Annotated in this window: 30 protein-coding genes; 3 read left to right on the top strand and 27 right to left on the bottom strand. The window is 65.2% G+C overall.

Annotation, left to right across the window (positions count from 1 at the left end):
* Positions 1-216: 216 nt before the first annotated feature.
* The 3 genes from ACNAOU_RS25335 to ACNAOU_RS25325 form a co-directional block, all read right to left on the bottom strand.
* A complete protein-coding gene (locus tag ACNAOU_RS25335; protein ID WP_422759229.1) occupies positions 217-4,461 on the bottom strand; it encodes an FtsK/SpoIIIE domain-containing protein in 4,245 nt (1,414 codons plus the stop codon).
* A gap of 63 nt (positions 4,462-4,524) precedes the next feature.
* Positions 4,525-5,193 carry a nuclease-related domain-containing protein gene (locus ACNAOU_RS25330; protein ID WP_422759228.1) on the bottom strand — a complete coding sequence of 223 codons (669 nt, stop codon included), beginning with the start codon at positions 5,191-5,193 and terminating at the stop codon, positions 4,525-4,527.
* Entirely contained in the window at positions 5,193-5,348 is a 156-nt protein-coding gene (locus tag ACNAOU_RS25325) for a hypothetical protein (RefSeq protein WP_422759227.1), read from the bottom strand. Before ACNAOU_RS25325 ends, ACNAOU_RS25330 begins: the two co-directional genes overlap by 1 nt.
* 122 nt (positions 5,349-5,470) lie before the next feature.
* Here ACNAOU_RS25325 and ACNAOU_RS25320 point away from each other — a divergent pair, with 122 nt between their 5' ends.
* Positions 5,471-5,818 carry a hypothetical protein gene (locus ACNAOU_RS25320; RefSeq protein WP_422759226.1) on the top strand — a complete coding sequence of 116 codons (348 nt, stop codon included), beginning with the start codon at positions 5,471-5,473 and terminating at the stop codon, positions 5,816-5,818.
* Positions 5,819-5,872: 54 nt separating this feature from the next.
* Here ACNAOU_RS25320 and ACNAOU_RS25315 read toward each other — a convergent pair whose 3' ends face one another.
* The 3 genes from ACNAOU_RS25315 to ACNAOU_RS25305 are packed head-to-tail and all read right to left on the bottom strand — an operon-like array spanning position 5,873 to position 10,363.
* Positions 5,873-6,466, bottom strand: a complete 594-nt coding sequence (locus ACNAOU_RS25315) for a hypothetical protein (protein ID WP_422759225.1) — start codon at positions 6,464-6,466, stop codon at positions 5,873-5,875.
* Between the two features lie 40 nt (positions 6,467-6,506).
* Positions 6,507-7,904 (bottom strand): hypothetical protein, encoded by a 1,398-nt coding sequence (locus ACNAOU_RS25310; protein WP_422759224.1) that lies wholly within the window; start codon positions 7,902-7,904, stop codon positions 6,507-6,509.
* The gene (locus ACNAOU_RS25305; protein WP_422759223.1) at positions 7,898-10,363 is read right to left on the bottom strand and encodes a type IV secretory system conjugative DNA transfer family protein; all 2,466 of its coding nucleotides are present in this window, start codon (positions 10,361-10,363) and stop codon (positions 7,898-7,900) included. Before ACNAOU_RS25305 ends, ACNAOU_RS25310 begins: the two co-directional genes overlap by 7 nt.
* Before the next feature lie 1,725 nt (positions 10,364-12,088).
* On the opposite strand from ACNAOU_RS25305, the gene ACNAOU_RS25300 reads away from it, so the two are divergent.
* Positions 12,089-12,661 (top strand): hypothetical protein, encoded by a 573-nt coding sequence (locus ACNAOU_RS25300; RefSeq protein ID WP_422759222.1) that lies wholly within the window; start codon positions 12,089-12,091, stop codon positions 12,659-12,661.
* Between the two features lie 138 nt (positions 12,662-12,799).
* Here the strand turns inward: ACNAOU_RS25300 and ACNAOU_RS25295 are convergent, their stop codons facing one another.
* Both ACNAOU_RS25295 and ACNAOU_RS25290 read right to left on the bottom strand, forming a co-directional pair.
* Entirely contained in the window at positions 12,800-13,717 is a 918-nt protein-coding gene (locus ACNAOU_RS25295) for a Clp protease N-terminal domain-containing protein (protein WP_422759221.1), read from the bottom strand.
* Positions 13,710-14,456: a hypothetical protein gene (locus ACNAOU_RS25290; RefSeq protein WP_422759220.1), complete on the bottom strand. Its 747-nt coding sequence runs from the start codon at positions 14,454-14,456 to the stop codon at positions 13,710-13,712. Before ACNAOU_RS25290 ends, ACNAOU_RS25295 begins: the two co-directional genes overlap by 8 nt.
* 115 nt (positions 14,457-14,571) lie before the next feature.
* Between ACNAOU_RS25290 and ACNAOU_RS25285 the strand changes: the two genes are divergently transcribed.
* Positions 14,572-14,856 carry a hypothetical protein gene (locus tag ACNAOU_RS25285; RefSeq protein ID WP_422759219.1) on the top strand — a complete coding sequence of 95 codons (285 nt, stop codon included), beginning with the start codon at positions 14,572-14,574 and terminating at the stop codon, positions 14,854-14,856.
* A 138-nt stretch (positions 14,857-14,994) separates the two neighbouring features.
* On the opposite strand, the gene ACNAOU_RS25280 is transcribed toward ACNAOU_RS25285, so the two are convergent.
* The 19 genes from ACNAOU_RS25280 to ACNAOU_RS25190 all read right to left on the bottom strand — a co-directional run bounded on the left by ACNAOU_RS25280 (position 14,995) and on the right by ACNAOU_RS25190 (position 23,534).
* Positions 14,995-15,225, bottom strand: coding sequence for a hypothetical protein (locus tag ACNAOU_RS25280; protein WP_422759218.1), 231 nt, complete (start codon positions 15,223-15,225; stop codon positions 14,995-14,997).
* A 15-nt stretch (positions 15,226-15,240) separates the two neighbouring features.
* Complete coding sequence (locus ACNAOU_RS25275) at positions 15,241-15,729, bottom strand: Clp protease N-terminal domain-containing protein (RefSeq protein WP_422759217.1); 489 nt, start codon at positions 15,727-15,729, stop codon at positions 15,241-15,243.
* Positions 15,730-15,802: 73 nt separating this feature from the next.
* The gene (locus tag ACNAOU_RS25270) at positions 15,803-16,216 is read right to left on the bottom strand and encodes a hypothetical protein (protein ID WP_422759216.1); all 414 of its coding nucleotides are present in this window, start codon (positions 16,214-16,216) and stop codon (positions 15,803-15,805) included.
* 79 nt (positions 16,217-16,295) lie between these two features.
* Positions 16,296-16,727, bottom strand: coding sequence for a hypothetical protein (locus tag ACNAOU_RS25265; RefSeq protein ID WP_422759215.1), 432 nt, complete (start codon positions 16,725-16,727; stop codon positions 16,296-16,298).
* Entirely contained in the window at positions 16,727-16,930 is a 204-nt protein-coding gene (locus ACNAOU_RS25260; RefSeq protein WP_422759214.1) for a hypothetical protein, read from the bottom strand. The genes ACNAOU_RS25265 and ACNAOU_RS25260 overlap by 1 nt, the downstream gene beginning before the upstream one ends.
* 49 nt (positions 16,931-16,979) lie before the next feature.
* Positions 16,980-17,315, bottom strand: a complete 336-nt coding sequence (locus tag ACNAOU_RS25255; protein WP_422759213.1) for a hypothetical protein — start codon at positions 17,313-17,315, stop codon at positions 16,980-16,982.
* Positions 17,316-17,322: 7 nt separating this feature from the next.
* Positions 17,323-17,760, bottom strand: coding sequence for a hypothetical protein (locus ACNAOU_RS25250; RefSeq protein WP_422759212.1), 438 nt, complete (start codon positions 17,758-17,760; stop codon positions 17,323-17,325).
* 48 nt (positions 17,761-17,808) lie between these two features.
* Positions 17,809-18,273 carry a deoxycytidylate deaminase gene (locus tag ACNAOU_RS25245; RefSeq protein ID WP_422759211.1) on the bottom strand — a complete coding sequence of 155 codons (465 nt, stop codon included), beginning with the start codon at positions 18,271-18,273 and terminating at the stop codon, positions 17,809-17,811.
* A complete protein-coding gene (locus ACNAOU_RS25240) occupies positions 18,270-18,605 on the bottom strand; it encodes a hypothetical protein (RefSeq protein WP_422759210.1) in 336 nt (111 codons plus the stop codon). Before ACNAOU_RS25240 ends, ACNAOU_RS25245 begins: the two co-directional genes overlap by 4 nt.
* A complete protein-coding gene (locus ACNAOU_RS25235; protein ID WP_422759209.1) occupies positions 18,598-18,882 on the bottom strand; it encodes a hypothetical protein in 285 nt (94 codons plus the stop codon). The genes ACNAOU_RS25240 and ACNAOU_RS25235 overlap by 8 nt, the downstream gene beginning before the upstream one ends.
* A 13-nt stretch (positions 18,883-18,895) precedes the next feature.
* The gene (locus ACNAOU_RS25230; RefSeq protein WP_422759208.1) at positions 18,896-19,171 is read right to left on the bottom strand and encodes a hypothetical protein; all 276 of its coding nucleotides are present in this window, start codon (positions 19,169-19,171) and stop codon (positions 18,896-18,898) included.
* A gap of 42 nt (positions 19,172-19,213) precedes the next feature.
* A complete protein-coding gene (locus tag ACNAOU_RS25225; RefSeq protein WP_422759207.1) occupies positions 19,214-19,591 on the bottom strand; it encodes a hypothetical protein in 378 nt (125 codons plus the stop codon).
* A gap of 30 nt (positions 19,592-19,621) precedes the next feature.
* Positions 19,622-20,257: a hypothetical protein gene (locus tag ACNAOU_RS25220; protein ID WP_422759206.1), complete on the bottom strand. Its 636-nt coding sequence runs from the start codon at positions 20,255-20,257 to the stop codon at positions 19,622-19,624.
* A 102-nt stretch (positions 20,258-20,359) separates the two neighbouring features.
* A complete protein-coding gene (locus ACNAOU_RS25215; RefSeq protein WP_422759205.1) occupies positions 20,360-20,995 on the bottom strand; it encodes a PH domain-containing protein in 636 nt (211 codons plus the stop codon).
* Between the two features lie 29 nt (positions 20,996-21,024).
* Positions 21,025-21,177 carry a hypothetical protein gene (locus tag ACNAOU_RS25210; protein WP_422759204.1) on the bottom strand — a complete coding sequence of 51 codons (153 nt, stop codon included), beginning with the start codon at positions 21,175-21,177 and terminating at the stop codon, positions 21,025-21,027.
* Between the two features lie 137 nt (positions 21,178-21,314).
* Positions 21,315-22,208: a hypothetical protein gene (locus tag ACNAOU_RS25205; RefSeq protein ID WP_422759203.1), complete on the bottom strand. Its 894-nt coding sequence runs from the start codon at positions 22,206-22,208 to the stop codon at positions 21,315-21,317.
* Entirely contained in the window at positions 22,208-22,480 is a 273-nt protein-coding gene (locus ACNAOU_RS25200) for a hypothetical protein (protein ID WP_422759202.1), read from the bottom strand. The genes ACNAOU_RS25205 and ACNAOU_RS25200 overlap by 1 nt, the downstream gene beginning before the upstream one ends.
* Positions 22,477-23,160 (bottom strand): hypothetical protein, encoded by a 684-nt coding sequence (locus ACNAOU_RS25195; protein WP_422759201.1) that lies wholly within the window; start codon positions 23,158-23,160, stop codon positions 22,477-22,479. The genes ACNAOU_RS25200 and ACNAOU_RS25195 overlap by 4 nt, the downstream gene beginning before the upstream one ends.
* Positions 23,157-23,534 carry a hypothetical protein gene (locus tag ACNAOU_RS25190; RefSeq protein ID WP_422759200.1) on the bottom strand — a complete coding sequence of 126 codons (378 nt, stop codon included), beginning with the start codon at positions 23,532-23,534 and terminating at the stop codon, positions 23,157-23,159. Before ACNAOU_RS25190 ends, ACNAOU_RS25195 begins: the two co-directional genes overlap by 4 nt.
* Positions 23,535-23,559 lie beyond the last annotated feature (25 nt).

Genomic DNA, 23,559 nt, shown 5'->3' with positions numbered 1-23,559 from the left:
TCCGTGGGGTGAACATTGCCTCATACATTGGAGGTCAGAAGTTATTGGCGTTGAGCAACTCCTAAGTGGTCGCCAAATCATTAGGTGACACTACCCGTACAGCCGTCAGGACCAGCCTGATATTACCTGGCCAGCCTCGCCGCCGCGGTAGATGCATATCAGAATGCCTGTGGATGACACTGTGTGGCTACACAGCGGATGTCTTTCAAAGCATGACTAGGCGAACGGATCGTCCTCGTCAGGGACGAACTTTTTACGCGGGGCAGAATTGGCAAACGGGTCCTCGAGCAGGTCCGGCGTGCCGGCGAATGGAGCCGGCCCTGCGAACGGGTCCTCCACGTCAGGTTCTGGTGCGCTCGGAACAGCGACGTCAGCTTCCGTGGCAGCCCAGTCCAGGTCAGCAGACGCCACTGCGCCAGCCTGCGGCGAAGGCGCCATCTCCTCGGCTACCGCGGGAGTTCCAGCACTGGTCGCTGCCGTTCCGAAGAACGCCTCGATCTCGTCCAGATCCTGGCTGGTGATACCACGGTCAGCATGAGGAACCACCAGGAGGGCGTCGACGTCGGCGGCTTCGAACGCGTCTTCGGCGATGGCTTGGTAGGTCAGGCCGAGGATCGGATCCTCTGAGCAGAGCTCGTCATCGATCCAGACCACACACCGGACCTTGGGGTTCTCCTTGATCCACTCCAGAGCGGCGTCGATCTTCCACCATCCGCTGTCCTCAGTGCCGGCGACAAGCACGTCGGTGGCGCGGGGGAACAGATGCCCGAAGTTGTCCGGCGCGTCATCCTCCCATGAGGTCAGCCATGCCTGGGTTACCGGGATGGCGGCCATGCGCTGGAGGATGGCGGGGTCGAACATGACGGTGCCGTGGCCGGGCGCGGCAAGGTGGTCCAGTCCGTCACGGAAGGTGAACGGCGACAGCACCCCGTCAACGTCCAGGAGCATCGCAGCGCCGGCGTCCACCTCCGTCCCCTCGTCAGGCCAGTCCAGGTCCTCCGCAGCGACAGGGGCGGCGGGCACCTGCGCCTCGGTCTGGCCGGGTACAGGTGCGGCGGTGGACTCGTCGCCGTCCAGGTCCGTGTCCGACCAGTCCAGGTCATCGAGGTCGAGTTCGATTTCACCCAAGTCCACCACGGCGGGAGCTGCCGCCCGCGGCACCGAAGGCGTAGCCATCTCACCGGGAGCTTCCGGCAGCTTCATCATGAACGGGCCGAGGTCCAGCTTGTCCCCGTCCTCGAGCGGCTCGATCTGCTCTGCCAGCTTCTCGCGCAGGATGGCCTGCTCCTCCGGGTCGTACCAAGCCTGGATGGCCATCGCTGCGCCGGCGGTCGTTTCAAACAGTCCGCGCCCCGGCGGGATGGCGTCGCCGAGGTCCGGGGCATCCTGCGGTGCGCGCAGGGCCGACTGCTTGTCGCCGTAGGTGGCCTTACCCATCAGCAGGCGTGAGAGGTTCACCTTCAGGTCGCCCGCGCCGTGGATCGTGTCGAGCATCTTGGCGGCCAGCTTCTGGGTAGCCAGGAACAGGGTGACACCGGCGGAACGCGCCTCGCGCGCGATCTTGCCGGCGTACACGCCGATCTCCATCTTGGCCCGGTTGGTGGCGATCACCAGGTCACGCTCCAGCTCCATCTCCGGGTCGTCACTCAGGGGCGGGACCGGGTCCTGCCCCATGAGCGAGGTGAACTCGTCCAGCAGGATGACGATGTGCCTGGGCCGCAGGTGCTCGGGCAGGTCGCGGTAGTTGCCGACCCCGTGCTCGGTGTTGAGGTTCTTGCGGCGCAGCACCTCGGTGTAGATACCCTTCATCATCGCGGCGGCTTCGAACGGGGTCGCGGTGAACGCGCGGGCGTACTGCTCGGCGAACTTGAAGTCGGCGCCGCCCTTGGTGGGGTCGGCGACGTACAGCTCGTACCCGCGGATCAGGGCACCGAACGCCAGGGACTGCAGCAGTACCGACTTACCGCCACCGGAGGCGCCGGCAACCAGCAGGTGCGGGTCGAGCTTGAAGTTGTATTCGACAGGCTCGCCGTCGACGCCGGTCGCAAACGGGATGTAGTCCGAGTCGATGATGTAGTCCCAGTCGTAGCCGGCTTTCTCTGGCATCGGGTTCACTTCGCAGGTGAGCAGCTGGATTGCCGTGGCGCTGTTCTTCACCCGTCGCGGTTCGACAAAGGCGTTCATGGAGTTGGACTCCAGCTTGTTCCGGACCCCGGTGAAGGAGGTGAAGTCCAGGCCGGTGCCGGTCAGGTCGAAGTCCAGGATGGAGACCTGCTGGTTGCGTGGCATGTGGTCGACGTTGGTCAGGGTCGGCATGAGACCGCCGATGCCGGACAGGCCGGAGTCCAGGAAGACTTGGTCCCAGTTCAGGGATTCGAGGTACTGCTCGTGGCGGGGGCTGGCGAGCTGGACCTTGGAGGGTCGGGCGCCGACGACGATGGTGCAGCCGTCGGGGGCTGCGGCGACCCGCAGCCATTCGGAGGCCCAGTGCTGGCGGACCTTCTGCGCCATGCCGCGGACCTCGTTGAGGGTGACGCCGCCGTAGAGGCGCAGGTCGATGCGCCAGATGTGCTGGCGTGACTCGGGCTTGGTCAGGCAGGTGACCGAGGCGACCTCGGGACGGTCGGCGAGTTTGGCGGCCTTGAACGCCTGGTTGACCAGGCCGGCGAGGACCCACTTGGGTGCCTCGGAGCGGGGGACCGGTGCCAGGTCATCGGGCTTGGCCGGCACCGCCTCGGTGGCCCAGCGGACACAGAAAGCCTGCGGGTGTCGTTCGCCCGGGCGCTTGCCCGATCCCTGGAACCCGGTCATCGAGACGAACGGTGCGGCGTTCAGCGTGGAGTTCAGCTTGTCTTCGAAGAGGAAGAAGTCGTGCGGGGTCATGCCCTGCCGGGTGATGAACGCCAGGTTGTGGACGGTGACGCCGTTCTTCAACCGGGCGGTGGCCGCGGTGGAGGCCTCCATGATCGGTGGGTTCGCCTTGTGCTTGGGCGCAGCCTCGGCCCAGCGCTGGTTCCAGGTGTCCTCGTCGGCGATCTTCTTCATGTCTTTGGTCGTCAGGCCGCAGGCGGGGTCCCAGTTCGTGTCGGCATCCAGGAGCGCCCCGGCGTAGGCGCAGCCGGCGCCGTTCTGCGCTCGGTGGTCGACCAGGACGAGGGCTTGAAGAGCTTCAGACATTTCGTTGCGGCCGTTCGCGCGGATGTAGGAAGCGGGAGGACCGTCGGGCAGGTACCAGGTGATCGCCCAGGCGGCGCCGCCAGCAGGTGCAGGGCCTTCTCCGTCTTCGGCTGGTGCCGGCGGGACAGTGAGCAGGTGCACGTCGTCGATCACGGGTCGGGAGTAGACACCGTCTGCGGCCCAGGCGATCGCGCAGCGGGCCAGCTGGTAGACGACCTCTTTGGGTGTTGCAGGGTCGGTGATGTCAGGCATCTGGTCTGCCGGCCAGCGCACGATCTCGAACCGCAGCGGGTGCTTGGTGCCGGGGACCGGCGAGTTGTTGGAGTCCAGGTTGGGAACATCAAGGACGGCGAACTTCGCGCCGGTGCCCAGGGTTGGGTTGATCTTGTCGGCCATGACGAAGTACGGAGCAGAGCCGGTGCCTGCCGGGGCGTCGAAGGTGTCGATGATGGCGGGACCGACTTCCTGACGGTCGATGAGCCGCGGGGCCGGGTCCTGCTTGAGCATCTCCCACCGGCTCTTCCATTCCTCGCGGGCGGCGACCACGACCCGCCAGTGTTCCAGGGCCTCGGTGATCCAGGCCCGGGACAGCAGGGCAAGGGGGCCGCCGGTGAGGACGAGGCCCCAGATGGCGGGGTCAGGGATGGCCGGGACCCCGAAGGCGGTGGTGGCGATTGGCAGCAGCACGGTTGCGACGGTGCCGACAACGGCGCCGACGGCGAGGCCTCCAATGGTCAGGCCGATGACCTGGCCGAGGTTTTTCTTGGCCAGGGCGATCAGCGAGTCGACGCGCGCACCGGGGTTCTCGTCATCCGCGACCTGGGTCCGGCGGCGGGAGGCGGCGTATTGGGCGACGGCGATGAACGCGGCGGCCGCGTTGATCCACGGGCCGTACCCGCCGGTGTAGGTCTCGTCCTTGACCGGGACCAGCAGCGCAGCGGCGCCGGCCCATGCGGCGACGAGGAAAGACAGCCGCGGCTTGAGTCCGGGCAGCCAGTCCAGGTTGGGTAGGACGAGTTTGAACTTCAGGTCTTCCCAGAGCCGGTACTTGTTCATGGCGGCCTGTTCCCCAGGGTGCGCAGGCGATGGGTAGCCGCGGGCGTCCTTCTTACCGGTGAACATCGCCGGCGGGTACGTCCAGGCCGAGACGAGCAGTCCGGCCCAGATCGCTGCGATGCCGGGGTAGCCCTGGTAGACGAGGTAGCCGGCCGCGGCGACGGCGCCGAGCATCACGAGTCCGGTGATGGGTTTGCCGGGTGCCTGGTTCCTGCGTGGTGCCGCCATGGGTGGCCTTTCTAGGGTGAAAGCTGTTCTGGCTTTTCTATGCGCCGGTGATAGCCGCGGCGGTCAGGCGAACGGGTCAGCGTCGGCGTACACGTCGGGACGCGCCGGCCGGGACGGTGCCGCGAACTGGCCGGAGTCAGACCAAGAAGCGGTCTGCTGCCGTGCCGGCCGCGGCGTCCTGACGAGCAGTTCCTGCAGTCGCCGGACGATGACCGGGTCGGCGGAGCCGCCGCGGACGAAGGACTTCATGACCGGAACGATGCGCAGGCCGTTGACCACTTCGGCGCCTGGAACGTTGAGCATCCAAGTGCTTAACGGCTGCCCGTCGCGGGAGGACCAGACGACCAGGTGCGGGGTGAGGACTTTGGCGCCGGTCCCTTTCAGGAAGGAGTTCATCGCGGTGGAGACGTACTCCTGGGATTTGCCGATGTGCGGTGCCTTCTCCCAGCCGCGGCGGTAGCCAAGCAGCGACCAGTAGAAGCCCGGCTTCCACATCTTGGAGTCGACCAGCAGTACCGACTTGCCCGAGACAACGGCGTGGTCGATGTTGGCTTTGAAACCCGGCAGCGGGATGCGCAGGTCGTGCAGCACGGCGGCCTTCTTGGCGAAACCGTTCAACAGCATTTCGGTCTTCTGCTCGCCCTTGGCACCGATCTTCGCGACACTCTCGTTGACCGCCCACGATGCGTCCTGCAGGCCGGTGGCGGCGCGGCCGTAGATACCGTTGCTCATCAGGACCAGAAGAACCGGACGATGGTCCAGATGCCGAGGAGGACGATGATGGCGCCGAGGACTTTGCCTCCGGGGCCGAACATCCAGTCTTCGATTTCCTTCTTGTCCTTGGCGGTCTGGTCCAGGACGCGTTCTTTCAGATTCTTTTCGCTCATACCCGGAAACATGCGTAGGCAAAGGCATGAGAGCTGTCGTGCTTCAGTTGCCCAACGAAGGGTTGACCCCGTCCGAGCGGTCGCGTAGTGATGGAGCCAACGATCAGTCGATGGAGGCCCGGATGGGATTTCTGGACAAGGTAGAAGCAACGTGGCGTGCACGCGAGGCTGGACACGATGGCCCGGTCGAATTCCGCGACGCAGCGCTGGCATCCGTACCGGGAGCACTGCAGCGGTGGTGCGAAGGAATGGACGCAGAACCCGTTGAGAGTTTCACCATCGTCGGCGAATGGGCGGGCGGCGAACACGGCTTGGACTACTACATCATCCGCATCGCCTTCGAGACTGACGGTCGGCCTTTCAGGGGCGAGGTGTTCTACCGCGGGGACCATGGCTACGGCACCTTGAACTCGTGGCCGGCCCCAGAGCCCCCCGCCCTTAGCGCGTCGGACGACACGGTTCCGCTGTAGCCAACCCGGTCACCGCCCTCGCCTCACGGCCCGGACAGAATTGGAAGTCAGCGTTCAGTGGTTCCAGATCGGTCCGAGCTGAGAGGCCCGGTGGAGGAGCCGCACGTGCTCGGCAACATGGTCCGAGAACTCTGTGACGATGGCGTTGTCGTAGCCATGGGTGGCGACACAGACGCGGTCGGTTCTGTCTTCAACGCACACCGGGGCAGAGCGCTCAACGTCGCTGTAGAGCGGCTGCTGCCGGATGACGTAGACAGCGTCGAGCAGTTCAGCGAAGCCTTGGTGTCCTGGGAGCTTGGGGTTCAGCACGAAGTACCCTTCAGCTGTCATGCACAGCTGCGTGCCGTAAAGGGTGGTGATTCGTCCGTCCGGTCCGTACGTGGCCTGCAGCGGCCAATACGGGACCTCCGTGCGCGGAGCGGGTGCCGGCCAGGAACGTGCACTCACGGGGTCAGTGATCGGGCCGATCCCCAGGTCGGTCAGCCGGCGGAGGACTGCGGGTGCAACGCTCAACAGGTACGGTTCGGCGACAGCACGGGCGTGCTGGCGACGGGCAGCGTCAGCACGCTGGTTCTGCAGTTCACGGGTCCGGCCGTCCTCCTCGCGACGGAGCACGGCGTCGTAGGCGCTGTCGAAAGGGTTGTCCACTCGATCTCCTCATCCGGTTGGCTACAGGCTACCTCTCGGGTCACCAATTGATGCGGAGCCGGGGCGGGAGTTTCGCTTCCCCGCCGTTGCCGACCGCGGCGCCAAGCGGCCGGCCTTTGGTCAGGTGCGGCTTCGCCGGCGCTGGGTGGGGGACGTCAACGCCGGCACGGTCCATCGGGGAACCGATCAGATGGGTATGGTCACCCTTACGCATCCAGTGCGGTGTCGCGGCAAGCAGCGGGGCGTTTTCCAGGACGGCCGTGGCGTCAAAGGTGTGCCAGGGCTCGAAGGCGTAGTCGTTGAGCAGGCCGCGGGTCACCCACCGGTCCGGCCCCGTTGCATCGTTGATCGCAAAGTCGGCTTCCAGGTTCAGGAACGCTTCGCTAAGCAGGTGCCGGTTCGGGAACCACTCCTCCCAGTGGGCGACGCCGATGCGCGCGGCGGGGGAGTCTTTGCCGCGGCCGGGGAAATCCCGGAGCACGACGGCCATCTTCTTGTAGATGGCATGGCGCGGGTCGGCGGCAGTGTGCTTGGCACGGTCCGGGTGTGGGGCGGCGATGAACACCACGGTCAGCCCGGAGGTTTCCAGTGGGCGGGCCGCGATCAGGTCCGCCCAGCGGCGTACCTTGTTCTCAAAGGACGCGGATGCCGTGGCGGTCAGTTCGAACACGATGCGCATTCCGTCTTCGCGGATGATGGTGCCGTCGGCGCGGCGGTTGTCCGCCTTCGGCAGCTTCTTTCCCAAGCCGGCGCCGGCGAGGAGGTCCACGGTGGAGAGCTTCTCGCCCAGGACGGCTCCGACGGGAAGGTACTCGGCGGCGCGCAGGGCGAGCTCGGTGGAGAGAATGTTGTGCCGGTCGTACTGGCCGCCGGTGGACCAGGGGTGTCCTGCGGTGACGGACAGCAGCTCAGGTCCGGTGAGGGTTGGTTCGATGACCTTGCCGAAGGTGTCCGAGTTGGACGTGCGGTAGATGACATTGCGGTTCATGCCCGGGTTCGGCCGGCTCTTGTTGGGGTACGTGCCGATGTCGATAAGGTCCAGGGCGAAGGATGCGGCAAGGGTGGAGTGGTTCGGGTCCAGGAAGTACCGGCAGCCGGTGAAGGCTGCCAGCTGCTCGGAGGATACGGTCCGCCAGGAATCGAGCACGCCCCAGGCTCCGAGCCGGTCGGTGCGTCCCCGGTTGGAGGTGAGGGTCCGCAACGCCACCTCCGGCTCCAGGTTCAGCTTCGCGTTTCCCCGGTTGATGCCTTCGGCTTTTTCGTAGCGGGCGATCGCGCCGGTCATCCAGTTCGCCTGGGAGCCCGGTGCCCAGAGCCGGTCCCAGTACGGGTCCCGGCGGTTGTGCATCGCCAGGTCATCGTCCGGGTTTGCCGAGGGCATCATCTCGGCGTGGATGCCGTCTTCGATGATGCGGCGTTCGGGGGCGACGGTTACCACGGGTAGGCTCCTGCGGGTTCGTGGGTGTATCCCTGCGCTGTCGCGTAGGAGGACATGTCGGCTTCGAAGTTGGGCAGCTTGACGATGAACGCGGACTGCCGGCGCTGGTCCACTTCGGCGCGGACCACGACGTGGTACGGCTCCAGATGCTGGATGTCTTCAGTGGTCCATTCGCCGTTGGAGCCGACGTTCGCAGCCACTTCACCGGCGGTGGTCACGTCTGTCTGGGCGAAGGAGATCAGCGTGGAGTAGGTGAGGAAGTTGTTGCGCAGGGCGGCGCCGAGCTGCTCGGGCCGCTGGGTGGCGAGGATGGCGCGGATGCCGTAGGACCGGCCCTGGTCGCGGATCCAGGTGATGATCTCGGGGGAGGTGCCGGCCAGGAGGGACAGCTCGTCGGCGAAGACGGATACGGACCGTCCGGCTTCCAGCCAGCCGGAGCAGGTGCGCTTGAGTGCGTTCTGCAGCCCGTACATCAGCAGCGAGGAAATCTGCTGGTTCTGTTCGTCATCGAGGAGGACGCCGGACGGGGAAGACCCGGTGTTGATGACAACGGAGCGGTGGCCTTCAAGGATGTCGGTCCAGCTGACTTTCCGGCGGGACGGGCTCCACCAGTCCTCCATGATGAGCAGCTGCTCGAACTTGTTCCTCGGCGGCTCGAGGAACGGCCGGCGCGCCGATTCGGTGCGGTCCTCGAAGAGGGAGGAGATGGCGATGTATGCCTGCTCCAGGACTTCGTCGGGCTCGCCGCGTTCGCGCAGTTTGATGCCCAAAGCCTTGATCCCGTTGGCCAGCTGGACGGCGACCTTGTCGGAGGTTCCGGCGAGCAGCTGGTAGGCGTAGTAAAGCGGGGACATAGCGGGCTTGAGGATCCGTTCGTCGCGGTCCTCGATCGATTCCAGGACACGTTCGTCCACGGACAGTGCAGCTGTGAGGACGGCGACGATCGTCGGGAACGACCTGACACCGATGGCCTCGGCACCGAACGTGTACTTGAGGGCGTTGGTGAAAAACACCGCCTTGGTCGCGTTGTCACCCGGGACGGAGAACAAGTCGATGGCCGGTGTGCGAGGGTCGGCAACGTCGATGGCGAGGACCTTGTCGCCGAGGGTGTGCGCCCACTGGATGTACTTGGCCACGCCGTCGCCCTTGGACTCGAACGCAATGAGGGTGTTGTTCGCGCCCGGGTACCCGGGCTTGCCCGAGGGGTTGACCCGCTCCAGGCAGTGCCACCCGAACAGCGACCGGACCAGCAGCGATTTGCCCGAGCCGGGCTTACCGACCACGGCCACACCGAAGAGCATGGCGGCCGCGGACAGGTGGGCCGAACCATCATCGTTGGTCCCGAGGAGAGGACCGATCTCCTGCAACATCACCGGCGGCGTGGCGCGGGCCCGGGTCGCTGCAGCACCGGAGACGGCTCCGGCGTGGGGGGAGACCATGCCCACCACAACATTGGGTCCGACCATGAAAGTGTCCGGCGCCAGCGGGTAGTCACCGTCGGAAGCCGGCACGAATTTTTCGAAGGCAACCTTCTCGCCATTGACGTTCCGATGTCCGCGGATGGTCAGTTCCTTCCGCGGCGGCCGGGGCCGTCCGCGCCGTGCGGCTGGCGCCGGGAAGTCGGGCGCCGCCAGCCGGTTGCGCAGCTTCGTCTCCGGTGAGGAGACCCGGCCCGTGAGGGCGGCAACGCCGAGCACGGCGGCGATGCCGGAGAGGGCAACTAGTATGGGGGAGACGGCAGCCGGGATGAACTGTGCGTACTCGGCGGGGATCATCGGCAACCCGAACAGCGTGGCCACGGCCAGCAGAAGGCCGAGGGGAAGACCGAACAGCAGTCCGTGATGTTTCGGCGCGAACCGCACCCCGGAGTCGAGATCAAAACCCGGCAGACCCGCGGTGACCTGGGACAGCAGTGATGTCACTTCCTCGCGGGATGAACCGCCTGCGGTGATGGAGACGACGACAGCGTTCGGGGACGTGGAGTGGTGCGTCGGAACCGCGGTGCCCAGGCGGTTCGCCAGCCACGGAGTGTAGAACTTCCGTTCCTTGTTCGACGGTTTCCGTATGGTGACAGCCACCCAGGTGCCTTCGGGCATCGCGTTGGCCAGCAGCCGCGGAAGTTCGGTCGGGTCGATGCCGGCCTGGGTCTCCCGCAACACCGGCGAGGGCCTGTAGTTCAGCGTTCCGATGGCCGGAGTGTCACCCAGATCCTCGGGCATCTGCGCCTCTTCGGCCCGGGCGCCGACGGTGTGGGCCAGGTGCAGCGGGGCGTTGGTTCCGAGCGCAGCGGCCGGGAGGATGAGGTAACCGTTGAGCCCGGACTTCTCGCGGCGGGTCAGGAGCGTGGCCTGTCCGGTGTTGATTGCGGCGGACGCGAAGGTTCCGGCCCGCTGCGTGAAGGTTGTGGGGTTGGTGTCGATGCCGCCGGCTCGCGCCAGCCGGAAAATACGCTGTTCCATACCCTGGAACATGCGTAGATAGCCTGATGGCGGCCCTGCAGACCCGACTAGGCGGATTTGGGGCTTTTTACAGACTTTGACTCGCTGTGAAAATCCCCGAATCGCCCGTAGCCGGGCCGGCCAGCCCGCCGAGGCTTCCCCTCTATAAAAATGGTGTTCGCCGAGAACATGTCTGACCGTCATGCGCAAGCGTTTTGGTGTCTTCCGGACAGACCGTCTGCTCTTACGCTTCTACATTTCCTGTGTGCGGCTCCTCCGCGGAAGTGACGGCCTTTGACCGAACTTTCACCCAAAAACTTTTGGGTGGTCCTGTGCCGTCGTGTCCTGGCCGGTGTGTCGCCTGCGGCGGGCCTTTAACGCGCCTGCGGCGGGCAGTGGGTGCCACGTGGGTGTGGCTTGTGGGTTCGTCAATTGGTGTTGACGAGGTTGGCCTGCGGCCGGCGGGTGGGTGCCTGGCACACATAGAGGGTGGGTGGAAGTTCTGGCGGTGGTGGGGGCTTCGCCCCGGTGGCGTGGGTGGCTGGTTTCGGTCTTGTGTGACCTGGTGGGATGCCTGCGGCGCGGGAAGTTGGGGCGTGACGTTGTTCGTCATGGTGCTGCGGGCTGCGAGACGAATTGCTTCGCAATGGTGGATGGCGTGGACGGTTTGTCACGCCGGTCCGGTTGTCCGCCGTGTCAGCCACGTACGCGGAGCGCATGCTGTCCACCCCGTTCATCGCGGTGTGAACATTCCGTCTACGTGACCGGGGGCGCAGCCCCCGAGAAACATCCAGCGAACCGCAGAGGAAACCACGACGTCACCGCCCGCCGCAGGCGCACACGACGCCGGAACAAGAACGCCGCGGAACAACCAACGCTCCCGGGCGAAGCCCCGGGAAACGCATCGTGAACCACAGCGGAAGACGGGCCGACAAGCGAGGGGCGCAGCCCCCGGAGAAACACTCCGATGACGCGATGAAAAGGTCGGACGCCGGCGAAGCACTGCGCCGCAGGTGCAGGGGACGGGGCGCAGCCCCGGACAACGAGAAACGAACCGTGGACCAGCACGCGAAACGAGCCGGGCACCTGACCGCCCGCCGCAGGCGCCACCAACGACGAGACAACACGCCACGGAGGGACCACCCGGCCCAGGGCGAAGCCCTGAGAAAAACACGACGCCCAGCGGACAGAACAACAGGTGACGCAGAAACCGGCACCGCGCAGCGAAACGGGGACGGAGGCGGAGCGCAGCGACAACGAAGACCCCGGAGAGCGGAAAGAACACGGCACCGGCCGCGCAGCGGCCAGAGCCCCGGAACGAACAACGAGTCGGCAGACGAGAAGGACAACACGCCGGGCCGCGCGCAGCGCGGACGCGGAGCGCAGCGAAGCACGAACAACAAACAGCGTGCCGCGGCGAAAAACATGCCGCGGAGCTCACGGCCGCCAGGCCGGGGGCTCGGGCCGCCGGGCCCAGAAGAACACAAAGAAGAACCACACCGCGGAGAACACCACGATGGACTGGACGATGAACGAATCGGATCACGCCAAGGACGAGGGGCGAAGCCCCGAGTCCTCTTAATATGCCGATCCAGCTGCTGCCACTGAAAACTTTCCGCCTGCCCCGGGTCTGCGGCTACCGCCGGCCCACCCCACCGCACCACCTGCGGCGGCGCGGGAAAGGGGTGCGACTTGAGACAGGGTGACAACTGGTTCGGTTCGCTTTGCTCGTGGCAGGATTTGGCCATGGACTTCGAGGAGCGTCTGGCGGCACGGCGTGCAGAACTGGCAGCTGCAGATGCCGTGGAAAAATCTCGTCTGGCTGAACTGGCGAGGACTTTGAAAAGGGCGTCGGCAGCGATGCAAAGGATGGCGGACGACTTCGCCCGCCAGGCCGACGCGATCGGCTTTCTTCCCCGGACGGTTGTGGAGTTGCGTAGCGGTGAATGGGGCAAGTGTCTATTTAGCGGGGTCCTCGGCGAAGGGTGGGTCGTGACGGACCGCGATCCACAGCAGCGTACAGAGTACGGACAGCCATACACCCGCTACGTGATTCTTAGGGATGGCCGCTGGATCAGCTGCGGCAGCAGTAGCCTCATCGAGGGGCTCGAAACTCCTGAGGCGGCGAACGCCAAGGGTTACCGTTCGGGACAAACCAGGCTGTTCGAAGTTCACGGCCTCCCGCCCGGTGTTGTCTACGAAGGAGCCATAGGCTTCTTCCAACCGGAGTGGGTCAAGGGGATCTATTCAGAGGAGAAAACTCAGGCGCTGCTCATCGAGGAGCTGCTGTTGGCTGAACGCAATAGGGGCGGACGCTAGCGGGCCGTGCGACTCAAGGCTGACTTGGCCTGGGCGATCGCATCGCGTGCTCGGCGCAGCGCGACTCCGTGGGCGGTGCTCAGCGCTGGACGGATGGCGCCGACCGGCCGGGCCTACGCGGCCTGTTCCTTGAACCGGTCAAACACCAGCGGTTTCTTTCCCGGAGGCCTCCACAGCGTCGGCGTGGGCGGCCGCGATCCTCGACATCATTTTCACGTGCGCGTATTCGACCGAGCGGCCCAGGACGACGTCACGGCCGGCGGAGTCTTTGCCGCGCAGTTCCTTCACGTCGGGGACCAGGATGCGGATCTGGATGTCGGCGCCCTGGACCTCCCTGAACTTTTCGGCGGCAGTGAATGCGTCGGCGTAGGACGCGAACCTGCCCCAGGAACTGAACCGCGGGTGTGCGGTGCCGACGTCGAAGAATTCACCTTCGCCCAGGTGAATGACGAAGGGTGCGATCTCCTGGTCCGGGTGGGCGGCCTGCGCGGTGGCGAGGTCCGGGTAAATCTTGCCGCCGTTCTTGAAGATCGACTTGCCGACCGGCAGGTAGACGGCGCATGGGCGCGCAGCGGTCGGGGACGGCGGCGGGGTGGAGTCCTGGATGGCGGTGTGGATTTTGGCGTCGGTGATCCCGAGTCGGAGGAGGGCTGCGCCGGCGGTGCCGGAGCTGTTGCGCGCGAGTCCGGCGAGCAGGTGCTCGGCCCCGATGTGGCTGTCGCCGAGCATCATGGACGATCGCAGCGCGTACTCCAGGACCTGCTTCAGGTTCGGTGTGAACGGGTAGTGCTTGCCGTCGTCGTGGCTGGTGCCGTACTTCATGGCAGCGACCGTCTGGGCGATGACCGCATCCGCGGTGGTACCGAGCGCGGCGATGATGGCTTCCGTCTTCGGGGAGATGCCCGGAGGGTTGTGCCAGCGGATCTCGGGGGAGGTGTATCCGGTGACCGCCAGGAGCAGGTGGCTGGTGTTGATGTGGTCCTGGTTGAACTTGGCGGCGATGTCTTTCGCCATGACGAGGGCGGACCGTGCGGTGTCGTCGAACTTCTCAAACATTGGAAGCCTTCTTCTGTTCGGAGACCTCGGCGTACGTCGTTCCGAGGACCTTGGCCGGGAAATGTATTTCCTCATCGAGCAGGTCAGTGGTGATGGGGTTATGCATGAAGCGGCACCAGGTGCTCTCGCCTTCGCGGTAGTAGCCGACCCATTTGCGGAACACGATGCCGCCCGGCGTGAGGATCGTCTCACGGTCCGGCAGTGCCTCGGCTTCTTCGCGGCTGTGCACGTATTCCGGGGACGGTGCTGGGTCGTTCAAGGGGGACGGTGCTGCGCCAGGGACGACGACGGGGAACTGGTCGGCGATCTCATCGGTGCGCAGGGAAACCTTGTCGATGATGCTCCGGACCCAGCGGGTTTCGCTGCCAACGGTGGCTTTGGACAACCCGCCACGGGAGCGGGTCAGAATGTAGGTGCCGTCCTCCAGGGCCTCGACTTCCGCGGCGCTGTTGACGAAGTGCAGCGGGATGGGATCTCCAAGGGAAAGTTCGATTGCGGTTTCGATTTCGGCGTCGCCTACGGAGAGATGGTGGCCTCCGACCGGGTAGCTTCCGTGACCCTCGACAACGGTGACGTCCCAGCCTCCGGTGTGTTCTTGGAAGGGGACTACGACGAGTCCACTGGAAGGAAGCAGGAGGATTTTGCCCCGGCCTTCGTAGGAGTGGCGACGGCGGGGGAGCAGCTTGCAGTAGTCGTTGGTCGACAGGCCTTCTGCGCGGGGGTCGGGTGTGTGCGTCATGGGACTCATGTGTGCGGAGAAGCAGGACTTGCTCACCGGAGCATGCGCTTTCGCTGTGGTTCCGAATAGCATGACATTGCCGGGCACGAGGCCTGGCCTGAACGATGGGGGAGACATGGCCACCGGAGCCAAGCATCAACGCCTTACCGAGATTTCCGAGTCCATCATGGGTGACGAGGAGCGGCGCTACTCCGTACCCTGCCGCTGCGCGATCGGGGAAGACCATAACGATCCGCAGGTCCTGATCAGCCAATATGACCCGAACGACGACAACGATGACGACGGTGGGTCTCTCAGTGTTTCTGACGCGGCCGACATCTGGCGCTCCCGCGGGGAAGACGAGGACTACATGTTTGGGTACGGCGAGGATGAGCTTCGCCGGGCGGCCGATGATGACTGAGCTGCCCGGTTAATCTCCAACAGTTGGCATGACCTTCGGTCGATCATGCAAGTTTCGGAACCCATGTAGTTGTGGGAGAGCGCGCGGGATTCGCGTTGAGCGAGGACGATGATGTTGCGGGCGTTTTGGGTGAAGCGCTCAATCATTGCGTTCCTCCTGGATGTTGTCCTTGGTGGCTTCGAGCCAGTCGCGGATGGACTGCTCCGTCTGCCAGCCGCCGGTGTAGCTGTTCTCGTTGCCGCGCTGGTAGTCGTAGAGGGCCGGGTAGCCTTCCGGGCCGTCGAACGTGGCCAGATACAGGGTGGTGTTCCCGCACGACTTGTACGCGTCGCAGCACCACCGCTTGATGGTCTGAGGCAGGTCGCTCATGGTGTTTGTTCCTTCTCAGGCGGCGCGCACGAAGCGGGCCTGCGGCCCAGGCTCCGGTGCGTTGGGATCGGTCATCAGGTCGGTGAGGCTTTCATTGACGGCCTCCACGGTAGCGCCGCAGCCAGTGATGGCCTGGTGGGCTACCGGAACAAGGGAGGTGTCGCCGGTGAGCAGGGAGTGGAGGATGTGCCCGGAGTCGATGTAGTTCACGCTGCAGGCAAGGGCGCTGCGCAGTGCGTTCAGCAGGACCTGCCGGGAAGCGGGTGTGAACGGGATGTGGCCGGGGGAGGAGGTGATTCCCTCGCCGATGAGCTCGGCGATGTGGCCGCGGACTTTGTCGCGCGTGACGCCGTGCGCCGTGAGGGCCTGGCCTGCATGGGCGAGGTCTTCGGTGAGTGCGATGAGCAGATGCTCGGTGCCGACGTAGTTGTGGTTGAGCATCCGCGCCTCTTCCTGGGCGAGGACGACAACGCGGCGGGCGGTGTCGGTGAAGCGTTCAAACACGGGGGCGTCCTTCGGGATCGGTGCTGTCTGTCCTCCCCATGTGTGCGGCACACTCTGGAGCCCTGCCCGCAGGCTACGCGGCGCGTGCCCCTGTCCGCAGTTCAAAGTCGGCCGCCTCGAGCTTCACGACTGTGGCGGTAAGGATCTCAAGGGCCTCAGTGGCCTGGACGGTGTGCTTGTCGTACCGGTCATAGGCGCCGGCTGTGTTGTTTCGCAGCTCGTATGCCTTCAGGACGATGTCGTCCATGTCCTGGATCATCCGGGCGGAGGCAACGAGGCCGCCAGGTTCGGGGGCGTCGGCGATCGCCTGCACGTCGATGGCGAGCTCGAAGGCTTCCGTCGCGAGTCCGCTGTGCCCGTCGGCTTCGGCGTCCAAGCCCAAGCCGTTGATGATGACTTTGGCTGCTGCCAGGGTGACGGTGCCGGGGTTCAGCTCGAGGCGGCGGGCGACCGTTTTGGTGTCGATGGGAAGCAGGCGAGGGGGCATCTGAGGTCTCCGGTTCCAGGGGTGCAGGGCCACGGCGTGTGTCCTTGCCGCTGATGTGTGCGGCAGCCCCGGGCGCCGCTCACCCTGGGGTGCTCTCCAGTTCCGCGAGGTCGATCACGGTGACGGCGACGACGTCGACGACGGTGTCGTTGCCGCGGCGCCGGTTATGGCTGCGGACACCTTGGGCCATGCCGAGCACAGTCTCGAAGTCCTCATGGAGAGTATGGTCCAGGCTGCGGCGCGCCGAGTCGGGCACGCTCAGGGACGCCATGGCGTATCCGGTGGCGTTGGGCGGATTAAGGTGGCTCATCGGAGTTCCACTGACGGGGTCCTGGTCCAGCATCGAGATGACGGCCGGGGCGAACATCAGGTCGGGAACGTCGGTGTTGGCCTGGCGTTTCGCGGCCTCGTCTTTGGCGGCACGGAGGGAACCGAAAAGACCTGCATCTGTGAAGTCCCAGGCGGTGTCATCTGCATGCCATGCGACGGTGAAGTAGGCGGGGTTGTCCATCAGCTCAACGGTTCCCAGCGCACCGTGGCGGGAAGGGCGACGGCCGCCGGGTCGGAGATGACCCGGAAGAAGCCAGCCTCGGGTCCGGCCAGGATGCCGACAAGGTTCGGGTCAATGACCTGCATCGGGGTGTCCGTGTCATCGACAATGATCGACTCGAGCGGAAGCTCCGGGAGCTCGGTGTGCTGGGTAAGCGTTCTCATGGGCGACATGTGTGCGGTGTACGGCGAAAAGCTCCCCGACCCGCCGCGGTCAGTAGCCCAGGATCCGTTCCGCCCGTGCGAACAGCGATGCCGCCAGTTCTTCCATCGCAGCTTGGGGGTCGGTGGAGCCGGTGGGGTTGGGGACCCCTGCCCGCCATTCGCTGGCCGGCAGGGACAGCAGCTCGGTCCAGGTCATGGCCGCATGGTTGAGGACACTGACACTGGCGTGGGCGTTCTTGTCGAGCGAGGTATTGATGATGCGCACCTGCAAGATGGTGTGCCGGGCCGGCACACCGGGGTGGGGTATCTGGGCGTGTGCTGTCTGCGTCAGCTTCGCGGTCAGGCTGTCGCAGCCGTAGCTGGTGTCGACGATATTCAGGTCCATGGTTCCTCTAAGCGGTTTCGGGACCGGTGGCGGGGCGGTTGATGAAGCGGACTCGCTCCGGAAGACGGACAGTTCGCCACTGCGTGTTCTGGCCCATGACGACCTCGGTGCCGTCGGCGGCCAGAGCCGTGACGACCCTCGGCTCGGCCGGGGCGACGATGACGATGTCGGCGATTGAACCTTGCTCACCACTGCCGAGTGCCTTCCGGTAGGCGTCGCCATAGTTGAGGAAGTTCCCGCCGTCGCTGGCGCGGTAGAAGCCGTGAACCTGGAAGTACTCGCCGTCGTTGAGGACGAGTTCGACGTCGTTGAGGTCGGCGCCGGGGCCTTCCGATGGGTGGACCATGCCATAGGCGGTGTTGAAGGGCTTGAATTCGAGCTTGCCGTCGGCGTCATAGGAGAAGAACATCTCGAGGGTGTGGACGCGTCCGTAGAAGGTTTCCATGGCACTAATGTGTGCGGACCCCGGTGTTCAGGTCTCCGGACGGGAAGCCTACTTCAGGGTGTGTCCGCCGCCGGGCCATTCGACTCTGGCCAGTGGTGTCGCCAGGATCAGCTTCCAGCAGCCGTCGCAGGGCCTCTTCGTAGTGGTGAGTGTCGAGCCTTTCATGTCGTCCCAGCTGGCGCGGAGGAGGGCGTTGGCCTCGGCGTGGATGCTGATGCAGGCGCCGGGGCCGGTGTCGTAGGAACTGCCGTAGTCTTTACCGACCGTGGCCCGTGGGCAGGCGCTGCTTGTGAGGCAGCCGGCCATTCGAGACGGTGCTCCGTTGTAGCCGGTAGCGACGATGCGCATGTCAGTGGTGATGATGACGGCCCCGACCTGTGCCCGGGAGCAGTCGGCGCGGGCAGCCACTGCCGTCGCGATGCCCATCGCCCATTCGTTCCAGTCGGGGCGAGGATCCGAGCGGGGGACGGAATGGTCTTCGAGGGTTGCAGGCTGTTCAGTTATAGGGCTCACGTCATGCTCCACGACTTGTCCGGGTCTTCGAGGTCGTCGAAGAGTTCGATGTGCCCTGTGTAGCCGGTCAGCTGGCGGAAGTGGGCGATGACCGCGTCGTGGCTGCGGTGCGTGAAAGCCTCGACACTGTCGGCGTAGAGGATGTGCACCTGCCGTTCCTCGTCCAGGCCGAGGACGTAGTCGGGTTCGTGCCGGAGGTCAATGATTTCGCGCAGGACCGACTTGGTGCTGGTCGCGTCCAGGTGGGTCAGGTGGCTGAAGTCACCGTTCTCCCAGCCTTGCAGGGGGACCGTGTATTCGATGGTTTCGCGGATGGTGATGTGGTCAGTCATCGATGTTCTCCGGTCCGGTTGCAGCCGCAGCGGGGGCCGTGGTGGCTTGGTCGAGCTTGGCCTGTCGGGCTTCGTAGGTCTTCCTGAGCTCCTCGGTGAACCATTGGTGGCTCATGGCCTGGGTGTGGGCGTCCTTGTGCCCGGCCGCGTAGGCCTGGGCGAGGGCTTCGCGGATGACGAAGACGGTGTTGCCAGCGTCAGTCTGGGGGCTGCTGATCTCCCGCACCACGGCCTGCAGCTGCTGGTCGAGATGGGCGGGCATCGGGGTGTAGCTCATGGGTTCCTCATTCTTACGGGTCGGCGGGCCGGAGTTCGGCGGCGCGGTGCTGGAGCCACCCCAGATCGGTGGTCATGGCGTGGAGCGTGTCGTTGTTGTCGATGCCGGCGTCGTAGGAGCGGACCCGGATCACATCGACGGATTCCTGCAGGTCGGCGGCGGCCTCATCCAGGGCTTGGGCAGCGATGAACGGGGCGCCTGCGGCGACCGCCCCCGGCGAACAAAGCCCAAGTGCCGTGTTCGGCGATCCAGTCTTTCTTGCTGATTCCGGGTGGCGGGGTAACTTCACGCATGGCCTCTTTCGCGGCGTCGAGTGCCTCTGCGGGCAGGCTCATGATGTGCCTGCTGTCCGGGCCGCGGCGGCAGCCCTGCTTTCGGCCATGATCTTCCAGGACTTGTCCGGATCGTCGAGGTCCCCGAAGAGGAAGACACGGGAGATGTCATCGCCGAGGGAGCCGGCGTGCTCGACGCATGCGTCGTGGCTGCGCGACTCGAAGATCTTTTCGCCGTCGGCCAGCAGGTAGTACAGCTCGGCTTCAAGGTCGGTGCCCACGGCGTAGTCGATCTCGTGGCGCCGGCCGATCTCTTCGCGGGAGACCACCTCAGCCTTCACGATGTCCTCGCCATAGGAGTGTTCAGCTTCGTATTCGTCGCGTGGAAGGCGCACGGTAATCTCGCGGACATCGCGGTAGGTGATGTAGTCGGTCATGGTCCTAGCCCTTGCTCGCGATGCGACGTGTCATGCCGCAACTTCTGCCAACTGGAGGGACGCGGTGTGTTCGCGGTATCGGCGGATGCCGTCAACGATTGCGTGCAGGGCGTACAGGAATTGGTGGCTGTAGGCGGTCAGCCGCCAGTCGGTGACGTCGTAGAACTCGAAGGCGCCGTGCCGGAACCCCATGGCTGCGCTGATGGCCAGGGACTGGTCTCCGGACGGGCCGTATTCGTCGAGGAGTTCTTCGCGGATTTCGCGCCAGACGTCGGCGGCGTCGTCCAGAGTCTCCCGGCTGTTCCAGAAATCCTCCATGACGTGACCCACGAAGATATCCCGGGAGTACTCGCTCGCCGGGCTGTGGACGTCCTGGGCCTGGACCTTCTCGGCCCAGTAGCTGGGGTTGATGCGGCGGCCGCTGCTTTCGAAGAAGGTGAACATGTCCTCGGTGCGGGCGAACACGTACGTGCCGATGTTGCCGTGGAACGTCAACCGGCCGGGTATCGTGACGATGTCGTACCAGTAGAGGCCGGTGCCTGGCTTGCGGAAACGCAGGTGCCGGTAGAGGCCCTGGTCGAGGGCAACCTCCATCTCATGATCGCCGGTGTCGACCTTGAACATGTGCAGGGCAAGCTCGTCGGGAGTGTGCTTCTGGATAACCATGCCGCTCATGTGTGCGGAAGCGGAGCATCCGCTCACCAGTCGGGGCAGCGTCACCGGGACGCTTCCGCCTTGGGAAGCATCCCGCTGACGCTGTCAGGGCGGTCAGCCCTTGGCCAGCAGGGAAGACTTCTGAACCTGGAACTCGTCCTCTGTCAGGATCCCTTGCGACCGAAGCGCTGCGAGGCGCTCCAGCTGCCCGATTACATCAGGGCTTTGAACCTGGCCCAGGGCAGCCGGTGCTGATGCCGACTGAGCTGCCTTGGCTGAGCGGATCGCCTCTGCGAGGGTGTCCCCGGAGCCGTGGGGGATGTGAGTCATCACTGCGGTCATGCCAGAGTAGGTGATGGTCAGCGACTCACCTCCAGCGGACTTGGTCGTATGGACCGTCTGAATTACACCCAGATCGAAGGCGGTAAGCGACTCACGGACGGCAACCAGGCCCTTGTCGAGGAAGAAGACACGGCTGTCTGTGACAACGCCGAGAGCCGATTTCCCGTTGACCTTACCGACGGCCAACGCCAGGACAGTTTCGCCACGGTCCATCACGTTCGGAAGGTGGGTAATCTCGCCGATGGCGAAGGCGAGGCCGAGGGTTTTGGCCATCAATGCCGGAATTCCTCGGTCGTAGAGCATCCCGTCAGGGAGTCCCTTGGCGATCTTGGCAATGTGGGCGTAGTGCTTGTCTCCCATGCCCTCAATGGTCCACTTGATGTGGGTCCGGTTGCCCTCACCTTCCACGGCGCCCTCAATCTTGGCGGCCCACTGATTCAGGCGCAGTGAGGGGGGACATCGATCTTGAGCTGGCCGGGGGTTTGGGTCTCGAGGGTGAACTTGGCTTTGGAGACGGCGGCGGCGACGGCTTCAAGGGATGTGTCGGGGTCAGCGAGCAGGGTCCAGTGGACGGTGCGTTTGATAGGCATGGCCAAACTCTAATCTGTCGTTGGACGGTTGAGCTTCAAGTTGAGGGATGTGTACGCAGTGCGGGGCGGAGTTCGTTGCAGGTGTCTCCCTGTCCAGTTCGAAGCGGCCCCCTTTAGGCAAGAACCGGGATGTCTGCTCACCGACGCCAAGCCCACACCCGTTCGGTCTCCTTGAGCGGCATTCCGGCCGGGCCCTTGGTGTAGGACGGGACCCAGGTGATGCGCCTCTGGGTTCGGTTCTTGCCGTGTGCCTGGTTCCGCCAGTGGCCGCGGACGATCCACCGGTGAGTGTAGACCCGGCCCGTCTCGGACTTCGCCCCGGTTTCGACATGCTCGGGTGCGCGCAGGTCCACGACTGTGACCTTGCTCGAATGGCCCTTCTTGGCAGCCTTCCGGGCAGCAGGAGTCTTGGGCGTCGCTGTGGACCTGGCCGCGACGGACGGGTTGGCCATCAGGTGGGAAGCGGCCGCGAGGAACTGCATCAGGCGGTGACTGTTTGCGTCGACGTCCTCATCCTGTGCGGCGAAGAACCTGTCCGCGTGTCCGCGGAAGTAGCGGACCGGTTCGAGGGCCGCCTTGTGCAGGCGGTCCGGCAGGCCGGTGCCGCGGCAGTAGGACTCAATGAAAACCATGCCTTCGAGGACTGTCCAGGACATGACATCGACGGAAAGGCCTACCTCGACCTGCTGCGCGTCAGCGGTCACGATCCAGGTCTTCAGAGCCGGCAGGGGCTTCTCCAGCACCATCACGCCGTGGGTGGCCGGCAGGTCGGCTCCCGGGGTGAAGCCGGGAACGTCGCTGGCGGCATCCAGGGCCAGAGCGACCATGTCCGAGGAGACCCAGAACATTTCCCCGGTGGCCAGGTTCCGGGCGACTTTCCGGTCGTAGGAGATCTGGGTCCGGATGTCGTCGGGCAGGTTCTCCAACTTGCCTCCCAGGGAGAGCGCGAAGGAAGCCGGGACGTCGACCTTCTCGTGGATCAGCACCGCACGCACTTTGGGGACGCTGGAGATCCGCCAGGGAATGTCCATCAGTTGCCTTTCGGTTCTGGGCCCTCCGGGTGGAATTCCGCCATGTAGTCGCGGTACTGCTCGTTCGCGTCTTCGATGCCGCCGTAGTTGTGACTCGGGACCATCGAGGACACTACCTGGGCGAGCCGGCTGAACCGTTCCTCCGTGCCCCGCGCGTTGCGTGCCAAGGCCGTGAGGTCCATCGGATTACTCGGAATGATGACCGCAAGGGTGGACATTTCAGCGCTGACCCGCATGAGCAAATCGTTGCGGGTGAGCCGCTTGCCGCTCATTGGACCCCGGCCTGCTTCAGCGCCTCGCGGATCTTCTCTGCGCCGGGCGGCAGTGACGACAATGGCTCAACCCAGGTGATGCCCTCGTAGGCGCCTTTGTTGATCAGGGCACCGTTCTGCCACCTGGCCAGGACCGAGGCGACGGCTGCGAGGGCCTTCGCTTCCGGTGAAGGTCGGACAGGGGTGCTGCTGAGTGCGGTGTACGTGGCGCACGGCCAGGCGGAAGCCTGCATCGACAAATCGCTGCCATCCTGATGATCATCATGGTCGTCACCGTGGCCGTTGACGGTCTCGGCGGAGCTGTTCTCCAGCCGCGAGCATTCTGCGCAAACTTCGATGTACGGGACAACATCCGGGGTGGCCATCACCAGGGCTTCGAACCCTCGCATGGAGTGGCGGGCGTTGACCTGGTGGGCGCGCTCCGCCGTCGGGTAGGTGTGCGTGTCGAGGCGGCTGGCAGCCTGATACCGGCGGACCGGGGTGTGGAGCGCCAGCACCGCGGCCACCGCAGAGGTCGACACCTCGTCGATGGCCTTCACGGCGACGACAGCCTTGTGGAAGTCCGTGGCGCTGGGCTTATCGGTCGGAGTCTTGATCCGGCTGCGGCCGGAATCGACTCCGGCGATCGCCTTGGCAGCCGCCGCCACGCGGGGGTCACGGACGTGTGTCGTGGTCGTCATTTGCAGGCCCTTGCCGTGCGCTCGGCGTAGGACCGCCCGGCCGGGGTGGCATCCAGCAGGTCGGTGAGCGCGGAGTAACTGAAGTCCTGCTCCATGTCCGCCTTGGTCACACCTTCATCGGCCAGGTCCATCTCGCGGTCGAAGCGCAGGAAGCTGAGAAAGTCGTTGACCGCCACGGTGGACTGGTGGCGGTAGATGTCGGCGCGGGTCAGGAAGATGGTTCCCCGTTCGGCGCACACAGCGTTGCGGCAGGTGGAACCCGGCAGGCCGTCGCGTTTCACCATTTGGTGGGCGCCAATGGAGCTGGCAATCTGGCGAACTGCCTGCATCTTCTCGAGGTCCAAGTCGCTCGGTTCCTCTGATTCGTGTGTCATGGGTCCCTTTCAGGAGTGAAGACGG

The organism is Paenarthrobacter sp. C1, assembly GCF_049315185.1.
GTDB lineage: Bacteria > Actinomycetota > Actinomycetes > Actinomycetales > Micrococcaceae > Arthrobacter > Arthrobacter nicotinovorans.
Note: the sequence above shows the minus strand (reverse complement) of the source record. Positions and strands in the feature narration are given on the sequence as shown.

Excerpts from the sequence above, each read along its gene's own strand:
- ACNAOU_RS25270 (WP_422759216.1), bottom strand. The coding sequence starts at position 16,216 with ATGCCCCCTCGCCTGCTTCCCATCGACACCAAAACGGTCGCCCGCCGC.
- ACNAOU_RS25335 (WP_422759229.1), bottom strand. The coding sequence starts at position 4,461 with ATGGCGGCACCACGCAGGAACCAGGCACCCGGCAAACCCATCACCGGA.
- ACNAOU_RS25250 (WP_422759212.1), bottom strand. The coding sequence starts at position 17,760 with ATGGAAACCTTCTACGGACGCGTCCACACCCTCGAGATGTTCTTCTCC.
- ACNAOU_RS25220 (WP_422759206.1), bottom strand. The coding sequence starts at position 20,257 with ATGGTTATCCAGAAGCACACTCCCGACGAGCTTGCCCTGCACATGTTC.
- ACNAOU_RS25255 (WP_422759213.1), bottom strand. The coding sequence starts at position 17,315 with ATGGACCTGAATATCGTCGACACCAGCTACGGCTGCGACAGCCTGACC.
- ACNAOU_RS25260 (WP_422759214.1), bottom strand. The coding sequence starts at position 16,930 with ATGAGAACGCTTACCCAGCACACCGAGCTCCCGGAGCTTCCGCTCGAG.
- ACNAOU_RS25280 (WP_422759218.1), bottom strand. The coding sequence starts at position 15,225 with ATGAGCGACCTGCCTCAGACCATCAAGCGGTGGTGCTGCGACGCGTAC.
- ACNAOU_RS25300 (WP_422759222.1), top strand. The coding sequence starts at position 12,089 with ATGGACTTCGAGGAGCGTCTGGCGGCACGGCGTGCAGAACTGGCAGCT.
- ACNAOU_RS25240 (WP_422759210.1), bottom strand. The coding sequence starts at position 18,605 with ATGACTGACCACATCACCATCCGCGAAACCATCGAATACACGGTCCCC.
- ACNAOU_RS25265 (WP_422759215.1), bottom strand. The coding sequence starts at position 16,727 with ATGGACAACCCCGCCTACTTCACCGTCGCATGGCATGCAGATGACACC.
- ACNAOU_RS25225 (WP_422759207.1), bottom strand. The coding sequence starts at position 19,591 with ATGACCGACTACATCACCTACCGCGATGTCCGCGAGATTACCGTGCGC.
- ACNAOU_RS25325 (WP_422759227.1), bottom strand. The coding sequence starts at position 5,348 with ATGAGCGAAAAGAATCTGAAAGAACGCGTCCTGGACCAGACCGCCAAG.
- ACNAOU_RS25195 (WP_422759201.1), bottom strand. The coding sequence starts at position 23,160 with ATGACGACCACGACACACGTCCGTGACCCCCGCGTGGCGGCGGCTGCC.
- ACNAOU_RS25200 (WP_422759202.1), bottom strand. The coding sequence starts at position 22,480 with ATGAGCGGCAAGCGGCTCACCCGCAACGATTTGCTCATGCGGGTCAGC.
- ACNAOU_RS25285 (WP_422759219.1), top strand. The coding sequence starts at position 14,572 with ATGGCCACCGGAGCCAAGCATCAACGCCTTACCGAGATTTCCGAGTCC.
- ACNAOU_RS25190 (WP_422759200.1), bottom strand. The coding sequence starts at position 23,534 with ATGACACACGAATCAGAGGAACCGAGCGACTTGGACCTCGAGAAGATG.
- ACNAOU_RS25235 (WP_422759209.1), bottom strand. The coding sequence starts at position 18,882 with ATGAGCTACACCCCGATGCCCGCCCATCTCGACCAGCAGCTGCAGGCC.
- ACNAOU_RS25305 (WP_422759223.1), bottom strand. The coding sequence starts at position 10,363 with ATGGAACAGCGTATTTTCCGGCTGGCGCGAGCCGGCGGCATCGACACC.
- ACNAOU_RS25320 (WP_422759226.1), top strand. The coding sequence starts at position 5,471 with ATGGGATTTCTGGACAAGGTAGAAGCAACGTGGCGTGCACGCGAGGCT.
- ACNAOU_RS25330 (WP_422759228.1), bottom strand. The coding sequence starts at position 5,193 with ATGAGCAACGGTATCTACGGCCGCGCCGCCACCGGCCTGCAGGACGCA.
- ACNAOU_RS25295 (WP_422759221.1), bottom strand. The coding sequence starts at position 13,717 with ATGTTTGAGAAGTTCGACGACACCGCACGGTCCGCCCTCGTCATGGCG.
- ACNAOU_RS25205 (WP_422759203.1), bottom strand. The coding sequence starts at position 22,208 with ATGGACATTCCCTGGCGGATCTCCAGCGTCCCCAAAGTGCGTGCGGTG.
- ACNAOU_RS25210 (WP_422759204.1), bottom strand. The coding sequence starts at position 21,177 with ATGCCTATCAAACGCACCGTCCACTGGACCCTGCTCGCTGACCCCGAC.
- ACNAOU_RS25290 (WP_422759220.1), bottom strand. The coding sequence starts at position 14,456 with ATGACGCACACACCCGACCCCCGCGCAGAAGGCCTGTCGACCAACGAC.